Annotated in this window: 12 protein-coding genes; 3 read left to right on the plus strand and 9 right to left on the minus strand. The window is 70.1% G+C overall.

All coding sequences use genetic code 11. The features are described from left to right. Positions 1–68: 68 nt before the first annotated feature. Positions 69–1,454, minus strand: a complete 1,386-nt coding sequence (locus ACZ58V_RS26015) for a CynX/NimT family MFS transporter (protein ID WP_471292758.1) — start codon at positions 1,452–1,454, stop codon at positions 69–71. Between the two features lie 79 nt (positions 1,455–1,533). Between ACZ58V_RS26015 and ACZ58V_RS26020 the strand changes: the two genes are divergently transcribed. Beyond that, positions 1,534–2,226, plus strand: coding sequence for a FadR/GntR family transcriptional regulator (locus ACZ58V_RS26020; protein ID WP_471292761.1), 693 nt, complete (start codon positions 1,534–1,536; stop codon positions 2,224–2,226). On the opposite strand, the gene ACZ58V_RS26025 is transcribed toward ACZ58V_RS26020, so the two are convergent. The 8 genes from ACZ58V_RS26025 to ACZ58V_RS26060 all read right to left on the minus strand — a co-directional run bounded on the left by ACZ58V_RS26025 (position 2,204) and on the right by ACZ58V_RS26060 (position 9,162). Continuing rightward, on the minus strand, positions 2,204–2,557 hold the full coding sequence (locus ACZ58V_RS26025; RefSeq protein ID WP_468193065.1) for a hypothetical protein: 354 nt from the start codon (positions 2,555–2,557) through the stop codon (positions 2,204–2,206). The genes ACZ58V_RS26020 and ACZ58V_RS26025 overlap by 23 nt on opposite strands. A 161-nt stretch (positions 2,558–2,718) precedes the next feature. Next, positions 2,719–3,486 carry an enoyl-ACP reductase FabI gene (fabI, locus tag ACZ58V_RS26030; protein ID WP_468193067.1) on the minus strand — a complete coding sequence of 256 codons (768 nt, stop codon included), beginning with the start codon at positions 3,484–3,486 and terminating at the stop codon, positions 2,719–2,721. Positions 3,487–3,491: 5 nt separating this feature from the next. Next, positions 3,492–4,211: a 3-oxoacyl-[acyl-carrier-protein] reductase gene (gene fabG, locus ACZ58V_RS26035; RefSeq protein WP_382828421.1), complete on the minus strand. Its 720-nt coding sequence runs from the start codon at positions 4,209–4,211 to the stop codon at positions 3,492–3,494. Positions 4,212–4,381: 170 nt separating this feature from the next. Continuing rightward, positions 4,382–4,714 carry a PIN domain-containing protein gene (locus tag ACZ58V_RS26040; protein ID WP_471292765.1) on the minus strand — a complete coding sequence of 111 codons (333 nt, stop codon included), beginning with the start codon at positions 4,712–4,714 and terminating at the stop codon, positions 4,382–4,384. Between the two features lie 58 nt (positions 4,715–4,772). Further along, a complete protein-coding gene (locus tag ACZ58V_RS26045) occupies positions 4,773–5,057 on the minus strand; it encodes a type II toxin-antitoxin system Phd/YefM family antitoxin (protein WP_471292768.1) in 285 nt (94 codons plus the stop codon). 68 nt (positions 5,058–5,125) lie between these two features. Next, positions 5,126–6,340 (minus strand): McrC family protein, encoded by a 1,215-nt coding sequence (locus tag ACZ58V_RS26050; RefSeq protein ID WP_471292771.1) that lies wholly within the window; start codon positions 6,338–6,340, stop codon positions 5,126–5,128. After that, positions 6,337–8,553, minus strand: a complete 2,217-nt coding sequence (locus ACZ58V_RS26055) for an AAA family ATPase (protein ID WP_471292774.1) — start codon at positions 8,551–8,553, stop codon at positions 6,337–6,339. Before ACZ58V_RS26055 ends, ACZ58V_RS26050 begins: the two co-directional genes overlap by 4 nt. 123 nt (positions 8,554–8,676) lie before the next feature. Next, entirely contained in the window at positions 8,677–9,162 is a 486-nt protein-coding gene (locus ACZ58V_RS26060; RefSeq protein ID WP_471292777.1) for an ATP-binding protein, read from the minus strand. Between the two features lie 155 nt (positions 9,163–9,317). Here ACZ58V_RS26060 and ACZ58V_RS26065 point away from each other — a divergent pair, with 155 nt between their 5' ends. Next, positions 9,318–10,184, plus strand: coding sequence for a helix-turn-helix domain-containing protein (locus ACZ58V_RS26065; protein ID WP_471292780.1), 867 nt, complete (start codon positions 9,318–9,320; stop codon positions 10,182–10,184). Next, positions 10,181–10,402: a DUF397 domain-containing protein gene (locus ACZ58V_RS26070; RefSeq protein ID WP_471292783.1), complete on the plus strand. Its 222-nt coding sequence runs from the start codon at positions 10,181–10,183 to the stop codon at positions 10,400–10,402. The genes ACZ58V_RS26065 and ACZ58V_RS26070 overlap by 4 nt, the downstream gene beginning before the upstream one ends. The last annotated feature ends 45 nt before the right edge of the window (positions 10,403–10,447 follow it).

Here is a 10,447-nt window from a genome sequence, read left to right on the forward strand (position 1 = left end):
GGGCAAGTGTCGCACCCACCCCGGGCGCGGTACCCCCCGGGGTGAGGCCGCCACGACGGGGCCGGGATTCAGCGGCCCGCCTCGTCCTCCACCGTGCGGTTGCGGCCCGCCAGCCAGCCGACCACGACCTGCGGGACCATCAGGGCGCTCATCAGCGTGATCGGCAGGCCCCAGCCGCCACTGTGCTGGTAGAGGACGCCCACCAGGAGCGGTCCCGGGATGGAGATGAGGTAGCCGGTGCTCTGCGCGAACGCCGACAGCTGGGCCACACCCGGGCCGGTCCTGGCCCGCATGCCGACCATGGTGAGGGCGAGCGGGAAGGCGCAGTTCGCGACGCCGAGCAGCAGGGCCCAGGCCCAGGCGCCGTCGGCCGGCGCGAGATACAGCCCGGCGTAGCCGATCAGGCCGCAGATGCCCAGGGCCAGCACGATCGGGCCCTGGTGCGGCAGCCGCGTGGCCAGGCGGGGTATGACGAAGGCCAGGGGCACGCCCATCGCCATGGTGAGCGCCAGCAGCAGTCCGGCGGTGCCGGCGGGCACGCCGGCGTCCCGGAAGATCTGCGCCATCCAGCCCATCGTGATGTAGGCGGCGGTGGCCTGGAGCCCGAAGAAGACGGCCAGCGCCCAGGCGGTACGGCTCCGGGTGATCCGCATCCTCGGTACCTCCCCGCGCGCGGGATCCGCCGCGGCGGGGGCGGGAGTCTCCTCGCGGCCGGCTTCCGACAGGTCCTCGCTTTCGGCTTCCGACCGGTCCTCGCGCCCGGCTCCCGTCCGGACGGAGGCCGACGCCGCCGCGCGCCCCCGCACGAACGGCAGCCACGGCAGGATCGCCGCGACGGCGAGCCCCGACCACAGGGCCAGGCCCGACTGCCAGCTTCCGCCCAGCGCGTCGGACACGGGCACCGTGACCGCGGCCGCGAGGGACGTGCCCAGGGCGAGTCCCATGGAGTAGACCCCGGTCATGGAGCCCACACGGTCGGGGAACCACTGCTTGACGATGGCCGGCATCAGGACGTTGCTGACCGCGATGCCCATCAGGGCGAGGGCACTGGCGGCCAGGAAGCCGGCCGTGCCGCCGGCGTACGGCCGGATCGCCAGGCCGGTGGCGATGGCCGCCATGCCGGCGCACACCACGGCGCCCGCCCCGAAGCGGCGGGCGAGCCGCGGGGCCATGACGCCGAAGACGGCGAAGCACAGCGGCGGTACGGAGGTGAGCAGTCCGGCCACGCTGCCGCTCATGCCGAGCCCGTCGCGGACCTCCTCCAGGAGGGCGCCGAGGCTGGTGATGGCGGGCCGGAGGTTCAGGGCGGACAGCACGATGCCGAGGACGAGCAGCCGTGTCGTCCACGCGCGCGTGGACGGGCCGCCCGGTTTCCGGGCGTCGTGCGCGGCCGAGCTGCGAACGGTCGGGGGCGTCATCGTCCGGGTTTCCTCACTAGCCATGAGGCCCATCATAGAATCATGGGATGATTGACTGTCCAATCCGTCCACTCCTCGGCTGCCGTCCGGCGCCCCGGCCGTGCGAAGGTGAGCCATGCCTCTGAGCCATCCCCGTCGTTCGGCGCTGTCCGAACAGGTCATCGCCGCGCTGCGGGCCCAGATCACGTCGGGCGAGTGGCCGGTCGGCTCCCGCATCCCGACCGAGCCGGAACTGGTCGAGCAGCTGGGCGTCGCCCGCAACACGGTCCGAGAGGCCGTCCGCGCGCTGGCGCACAACGGCCTGCTGGACATCCGCCAGGGCTCCGGCACGTACGTCGTGGCGACGAGTGAGCTGGCGGGAGTGATGCAGCGGCGGTTCGCCGGCGCCGACCCCCGGCACATCGCCGAGCTGCGCTCCACGCTGGAGTCGTCCGCCGCCCGGCTGGCCGCCGAGCGGCGGACCGAGAAGGACCTCAAGCAACTCGACGCGCTGCTGCTGCGGCGTGAGGAGGCCTGGGAGTCGGGTGACGCGGAGGCCTTCGTGACCGCGGACGCGACCTTCCACCTGGCCGTGGTGTCCGCCTCCCACAACGACGTGATGACGGCCATGTACGCGGACCTGGGCGAGGTGCTGCGGGACTGGCTGCGCGAGGACGTCGGCGAGGAGCTGACTCCGGAGACGTACATGGATCACGGGCGGCTGCTCGACGCGATCCGCACGGGGAACGCGGACGGGGCGGGGGCCGAGGCGGCCCGCTACCCGTTCCTGTGCCGCCTGGGCGGGATCAGCTCGCCCGCCGGTGGCTGACCCACGCGTCGCCGACTTCCTTCCAGCATCGTCCCGTGAGCCGCACGGTCTGCGCGGGCCCGGCCTCCACCGGGGAGCTGTCGGTGTCGATGTCCCACCAGCGGGCGCACTCGACGTGCAGGCTCACGCGGTCGGTCTCCGGATAGGGGTTGTGACAGAACGCGGTCACCCTGGAGTCGTCGACACGGATCCGGCACGCGGCGCCGAAGAGGTCTGCCCGCTCCCGCTCGTCGTCGGCGGGCACGCGCGCGTGCGGCACCGCCTCGTACGCCAGGGTCAGCACGAGAGCGGCGGCGACGGACAGTGAGGCCATGCGGCGGGACAAGCGCACAAGGGTTCCTCCTCGGCCGTGCTGGGGAGGGGACCGCGTGGTGAACGCGTACTCCAGGGTGCCCGGCTGTGGGCCTCCCCCGCCCGGCCGGCTGGGCCGAACGGGTGACGCCCCGCTCCCCGCGCGCTGCGGGGAACGGGGCGTCGACGGCGTACGGCGGATCAGGCGCCGATGGCGTGCAGACCGCCGTCCACGTGGATGATCTCGCCCGTGGTCTTCGGGAACCAGTCGCTCAGCAGCGCGACGATGCCGCGGCCGGCCGGCTCGGGGTCCTTGAGATCCCACTCCAGCGGCGAACGGTCGTCCCACACGGCGGCCAGCTCGCCGAAGCCCGGGATGGACTTGGCGGCCATGGAGGCGAGAGGGCCGGCGGAGACGAGGTTGCAGCGGATGTTCTGCTTGCCCAGGTCGCGGGCGACGTAACGGCTGGTGGCCTCCAGGGCGGCCTTGGCCGGGCCCATCCAGTCGTACTGCGGCCAGGCGAACTTCGCGTCGAAGGTGAGGCCGACGACCGAGCCGCCGTTCTGCATCAGCGGCAGACAGGCCATGGTCAGCGACTTCAGTGAGTACGCCGAGACGTGCATGGCCGTGCTGACCGACTCGAACGGCGTGTTCAGGAAGTTGCCGCCGAGGGCGTCCTGCGGCGCGAAGCCGATGGAGTGCACGACCCCGTCGAGGCCGCCGAGCTCCTCGCCGACGACGTCGGCCAGGCGCCCGAGGTGCTCGTCGTTCGTGACGTCGAGCTCGATGACCTTGGTGGGCTTGGGCAGCTTCCTGGCGATGCGCTCGGTCAGCGTGGGCCGCGGGAACGCCGTCAGGATGATCTCGGCGCCCTGCTCCTGGGCCAGCTTGGCGGCGTGGAAGGCGATGGAGGACTCCATCAGCACACCGGTGATCAGGACGCGCTTGCCCTCGAGAATTCCGCTCATGGTGATCAGTGACCCATTCCCAGTCCGCCGTCAACCGGGATGACGGCTCCAGTGATGTACGAGGCGTCGTCCGAGGCGAGGAACCGCACCGTCGCGGCGATCTCCTCCGGCTGGGCGTACCGCCCGAGCGGGACCTGCTTGACGATGTTCTCGCGCTGCTCGTCGGTGAGCGCCTTGGTCATGTCGGTGTCGACGAAGCCGGGCGCGACGACGTTGAAGGTGAGGTTGCGCGAACCCAGCTCACGGGCGAGGGAGCGCGCGAAGCCGACCAGGGCGGCCTTGGAGGCGGCGTAGTTGGCCTGGCCCGGGCCGCCGTACAGGCCGACGACCGAGGAGATCAGGACGACGCGGCCCTTCTTGGCGCGCAGCATGCCGCGGTTGGCCCGCTTGACCACGCGGAAGGTGCCGGTGAGGTTGGTGTCGATGACCGAGGTGAAGTCCTCCTCGGACATGCGCATCAGGAGCTGGTCCTTGGTGATGCCGGCGTTGGCGACGAGGATCTCGACGGGGCCGTGGGCCTCCTCGATCTCCTTGTAGGCCTGCTCCACCTGCTCGGCTTCGGTGATGTCGCACTTGACGGCCAGGCAGCCCAATTCCGTCAGGGCGGCCGGCGGCTCACCCGAGCGGTACGTGATGGCGACCTTGTCGCCCGCATCGGCGAAAGCACGGGCGATGGCGAGGCCGATGCCCCGGTTTCCTCCGGTGACGAGAACCGAGCGGCTCAACGGATCACCCTTTCGATAGCGGTCTGATGCCCGCCCGGGCGCCTGGACGACAGGCGGCGATGACAGGCGGCTTCCTCGAAAACCTATCGGTCCGGGCACGCCCGCGGACAATCGGGCACCGACAGTGGCGTACGGGACTCACTGTCGGGTTTCTACAGTCGACCGCTAGATTATTCCGCCGTTCCGGGTGCGTAGACGGGCAGCCCTTGGGAGCGCGCTGTCTCGAGCATCTTGCGGTCGTACGTCACTACTGCGGTCACGTCGTCACGCAGCGACAGTGCGCTGGCCACATGGATCGCGTCCAGCGTTCCCAGGCGCCCGACCAGTAGGGCCGCAGCGTCGCGCACCTCTCGGGTGAGCAGGATCTCGGTGATCCGGGCGTCCAGGTCGTCCATCGCTTTGGGAAAGTGCCCCATGCGGTCCAGCGTCCGTACGGTCTCCACGAAGCCGAGCGTGCTGGTGGCGAGCGGCTCCGTGGCCCGCTGCTGGAGGAAGGCGTCCAACGCGTCCAGTGACTGCGCCGGGTCATCCAGGTGACCAGCGCGGACGTGTCCAGGTAGATCAACGCTCGTCCTCTGCGCGCTCGGCCAGCAGGAGCGCCACGGGGTCGATATCTTCCGGCACCTCGTAGTGCGGCATGCTGTGGCGGTCGGCGGCGGTGACCGGCTTCAGCTTGATCTTCCCCTGCGCCACCAAGTGCGCGTACCGCTCCATGGGACTGCCGGCCGGAGACAGTATCGCGATCACGTTGCCGTGCCGGGTGACCTCGATCGCCTCGCCCTTTTCGACGCGGGCGAAGACAGCGCTGGGGTTGTACGAGAACTCGCGCACGGAGATGGTGGTCATGGAGTGCCCCTTCGGCAGGCCGGAGCATGTACCTACATCACACAGAGTGTACGTACATTGCGCGGGTTCTACGGCGCACGAGGTGCCAGCACAGCTCCGGCTAGGACGTCGATGTTCCGGTTCAACTGCCGTACGGGCTGGTTCAGGTCCAGCACATGGCGGTGCAGTCTGACCCCACCGTCGGCCACCGGCACACATACGACGTCGGGCCGACCGGATGCGTACACAAGGTGGCCGTCCGTGAGGCCCAGGCGTACGCAGTACGCGAGCATCTGGTAGAGGTCGTCCCGGTGGAAGCCGCGCTTGTACTTCGCGTCGACGACCACCGCGGCCCGGCGCCCGCCGGATGGCGCCGGGAGGTAGTGGACGAGGTCGGGTCTGAGGACGTACTTGCGGGGCGTGGCGAGGAAGTGGTCGCGGTCCTGCGTCTTGTACCAGCCGCCCGCCTTGCGGGTCAGCGCCTCCCCCAGGGTGCCGGCGAGGAACGCTTCGTACACCCGCCACATCTGGAACATCACGCCGTCCACGCTGACGGCCCGACCGTCCTCGAGTTCGTACGACGCCCCGCCGAGTATGAGTTCAGCGAGGGCGAGGGGCCGGTGATAGCGGGCGTTCAGGCGATGTCGCCGCCATGGCGGGAGTGGGGTGCCGGGGACCGGCGGCGTGACCCCGTCCAGGCGGGCGGCCAGTGCGTGGAGTGCCGCGCGCTGTGCTCCGTCGATTCCCGGAACGCGCAGCAGGCGCCGTGCGGCACCTAGCAGCAACCGGTTCTCCGCGATGTCGACGGTGTGCTCGTCATAGGCGACTTCCAGCGGCAATACGAGTCCGGGGTGGCGGCTCATCTGTGCCGCCACCCGGAGTCTGCCACGCAGGACGGGCTGGGACGCTTCCGTCTCCCGGTAACCAAGCAGCACTCCTTGCCGCAGGGCCCTCTGTGCGGCTCGTGTGTAGGCGCGGGCGACAGCCGGCAGAAGATCGGTGCGGGTCGCGGCGTCGACCGGACCGCCGTCGTGCAGCCACTCCTCCTCGGCGTAACCGAGGAGATGGAGGAGCCGGTTCACGGCGACTTTGGGTTCGACGGAGAGCCGGACCTGTGCCGGACCGCGGCCTATCCGGGCGGCGCCGACCCGGTCGCGGGCCTCAAGGCGGCACCAGCCGGGGCGACGAGAGGGCCGTACCTTGACGTGTTCGCTCTCGTCGAGGGCCACGACCTGCGCGGGGGTGAGCTGCCACTCGCTCCAACCGCCGGCCTCCTTCAGCCGAACCGGCGGCACCTCGGTCACGGGGCACCTCCGGTGCCGTCAGTGCCGTCAGTGCCGTCAGTAGGCTCGGCTTCCGCCGCGTCTTCCTCGCCGATGCCGAGGTGGCGGAGCAGTTCGTCGAGTGCGTAGTCGGCCGCCACGTCGGTGTCGTCTCCCCAGTGGAACTCGGTGAGCAGCGGGATGATCTGGGTCCGCCACAGGCGCTCGAGTCCGGCACGCCCGCCGTGTGCCAGGGGCTGCATGAAGTACGACGGGCCGATACGGAATCCCTGGTCACCCGAGGGGCTTTCGCCGATGCGCCGGTTGAGTTCGGCGAGGAGCCTCGCAGCGTCCTGGGACTGGCCCCTGTCCTTCAGCCACCGCTCCAGCATGCCTTCCAACGGCTCGACTTCGGGGTGCAGCTCCATGAAGGAGAAGCGCCGCCGCATCGCCGCGTCCATGAGGGAGACGCTGCGGTCGGTGGTGTTCATGGTGCCGAGGATGAACAGGTTGGGCGGCAGCCGGAAGCCGTTGCCGTCGTCCGAGCCGTACTGGAGGTGGATGTACTGCTTGCGGTATTCGAGCAGGAAGTACAGCTCGCCGAAGACCTTGGCGAGATTGCCGCGCGTCATCTCATCGATGACCAGCACGAAGATCTCGGCGGGCCGGAGTTCGGCCGCGTCGGCGAGCCTGCGCAGCGGTCCCTTCGCCAGATGGAAGACCACGCCCGAGCCGTCGTCCGCGCCGGTGTCGGCGCCCTGCTTGGCGAGTCGGGGCCGGATGCCCTCGAAGAAGTCCTCGTAGGAGTAGGCGGGGTGGAACTGCACCAGCCGTACGTTGCCCGGGTTGCCACCCGTCAGGTGGCGGGCGAGGGCCAGCGCGGTGAAGGTCTTACCAGTGCCGGGCGGGCCGTGGAAGACCAGCTGGGGTTTGGCGCGCAGCAGTTCCACGCACTCCTGGAGCCAGACCGCGTTCTCCTGGGTGAGTTCGGTAACCAGGGCCTCGGTGATATCGGGCAGTTGGGGCTCGATGTCGGCGGGCGGCGCCTCCTCCACCGGGTCCGGCCCGATGAGTGCTTCGAGGCGGGGCGCGAACTCGCTGATGTCGACGATCCGGGCGTCGGCATCCCCGAGCCGGCCGAGCAGTGCGTCGCCGAGGTCCTTGACGATGTCGAGTGGGGCGTCAAGGTTGCGCCAGTCGACCCTGCGCCGGTACGCGCCCGTGGTGCCCGGCTCGTACACGGCCGGGCCGCTCACCACCCCGAGGTATCCCTTGGTGCCGTCCGTGCACACCACGATGTCGCCCTCCTGTATCCGGGCGACGAAGGTGTGCACCTCCTTGGCCAGCTCCTCGCGGCGGCTGACGGACAACGACTCGTACGCGTCGTCGACGGCCTTGCGCACCCGCTGCGGGCCCGCGCCCGTGGGAAGCGGTGACATGCGCCCCGCCCCGAGGGTGACCACGGACTCGTCGCGCCAGAGCGTCCGGATGAGGCTCGCGCCGCCCTCGTCGGTGCCCCGCAGCACCCAGACCCGGCGGGGCCGCTCGGGCAGAATGGGGGCGTCGGCAGGCTCACCCAGGACGAGCGCGGTGATCTCCTCGCGGCTCAGCTTCTTGTCAGGTAAGGCCCGTACGACGTCCATGCTGGACGTCTGCTCATCGAGAAGACGGTCCTCGGTGAGCAGGTTCCGCCACGTCTCGATCTCGTTCGACAGCAGCGTGATACCGATGCCTGCCGTCGTGCCCTCGTGGTCGAGCGCGACGTGCCAGCCGTCGGGGCGGGTGCCCTGGAAGACCGAGGCGAGTGTGTACGCGTCGACCTCGTACTCGGCGGCGAGGTCCTCGATGTCCAGCCAGCGGCCGTCGGGGAGGAGCTGGAGCAGAGCGGCGGCCGCGTCGAACGCCTCTCGGTCCCTGCGCCAGTCCATGTAGCGGTCGCCCGCCTCGCTGAGGAAGTCCACCGGCTTGGGGAACTCGGCGAGGGCCTGGACACCGAGCCCCGTCAGCCGCCACACCGGACGCTTGCGGCACAGCCAGCCCGCCTTGACCAGGCTGGTGGCGTTGTGACTCAGGTTGACGTCGATGCCCCGCCTGGCATTCGGCGCGACGGCCCTGAAGTCGTCCTCCAGGCTTGGATCGGCTGCCTGGACGAGCGGCCACAGCTGCCGGAACGGAAGTCCGTCCTGAGTGTGCTCAAGAAGCACCGTCGCCGCCTGGTGGACCGCCCTGGCGCTGACCTCGAAAGGCGTGCTCACGGGTTCCCTCCGTCCGGAGTTGACCTTCAACTCCACCCACCAGAGAGGCTAACTCCGAGCACTGACAATCACCGGGGCCGCCGACCGCCCACTACGGTGATCCAGCCACCGGCCGTCCTACGGTCAGCCGTCCCCGTCCAGGCCTCGCGCAAGCAGACAGCGGACCTGCTTCCCGACGGGCGTGGCCACCACGTCCCAGCCGGGCGCGAGCAGATCCATGAGCGCCAGCCCGCGCCCCGACTCTGCTTCCGCGTCGTCGAGTTGAGCCCTGGGCTCGCGGTGCGGACGTCGGTGCCGGTCGGGGTCGTGCAGCCGCAGCCAGACTCCGGTCCGCGCCGCCTCCACCTCGGCGACGAGCGGCGCGTGGTCGCCGCAGGCGCGGACGGCGTTCGAGTACAGCTCGGAGAGGACGAGTTGGGCGGCGTCGACCAGGTCCGGTCCGGCGCCGGCGCCGCGCAGTGCGTGGGCGGTAAGTCCGCGGACGGCATGGAGGTTCCTGGGCGAGGCGGACATGTGGAGGGTGAAGCCGGTGGGGGTGGGGGTGAGGTAGTGGCCCAGGGAGGCGGTGGGGGTGAGGGGGTGGAGGAGGGGGTGGGGAGTGAGGGGCACGGTGGCTCCTTGCGGTCCGCTCGCCAACTTGCCGCGAGTGCGGCGAGGTTGAGCGTGGACCCATTCCTCGATCGATCGCAACCTTTCAACCCGATTGGGTGACGATTTCGATGAACCGTGGGCGGCGACGGCATGCTCGATGCAGGATTTCCCTCATGCCCAACTCGCCCATGGTCCCGACAGTTCGACGGCGTCGCCTCGGAGCGACCCTGCGCAGATTCCGCAACGAGGCGGGCCTCAGCCTCGACCAGGCCGCCGAGGCGATGGGGTGGAACGGCCCGAAGATGTCGAAGATCGAGAACGCGTTTCAAGGCATCAAGCCCGGCGACTTGGCGGAACTCCTCAAGGTGTACGGGGTGACGGACCCAGCCGTCTGCTCCGTGCTGGAAACGCTGCGTGCCGACACGGCGAAGAAGGGTTGGTGGCAGGCCTACTCGGGGATCGTGCAGCCTGCGTACGCCGACTACATCTCCCTGGAGTCGGACGCCGAGCAGGTCTGCACCTGGACACCGCTGCTCATCCCGGGGCTGCTCCAGACCGCCGCCTACGCACGCGAGACGATCACCGGGATCACGACGACCCGCACGCCGGAAGAGGTCGCCGCGCTCGCGGAGGTCCGCATGGCGAGGCAGTCCGTACTGACCCGGCCCGGTGCTCCGTTGGAGCTGTGGGCCATCATCCATGAGGCCGCGTTGCACCAGCGCTTCGCCGCACGCCCGGCCACCATGCGGGAGCAGCTCCGCAAGCTGCTCGACTCCTCCGAACTCCCGAACGTAACAGTCCAGATCATGCCGCTGGCCTCCACCGCCCATCCAGGACTCGAAGGAGGGTTCAGCCTCACCAGGTTCAGGCCCCCGCTGCCGGATGTCGTGCTCTTGGAGAACGCCGGGAGCGCGACATACGTTGAGGGTGAAGACGCGGCGCCCTTCGAGAGGGCGTACGAGCGTATCCGGGCTACGGCGCTCTCCGTGGAGGACTCGCTCGTCCGCATCGCCGAACTGGAAGAAGGCCTGAGACAGTGACCGACCGCAAGAGCGACCTGTACGCCCTGGACCTCGCTGACACCGCTTGGCGCAAGGCGTCCGCGAGCGGCGCCGAGAACGACTGCGTCGAAATAGCCGAACTGCCCGGTGGCGCTCGGGCCGTGCGGGACTCGAAGAACCCGGAGCGGGAGCCGCTGCGGTTCACCGCGTCGGAGTGGGCGGCGTTCCGGGCGGGTGTGCTCGCCGGCGAGCTCTGAGCGGGTGGGCGTTACGCATGTGGCCGTCACCCGGAAGATTCGGGT

The sequence above is a fragment of the Streptomyces sp. NPDC040589 genome, assembly GCF_055594445.1.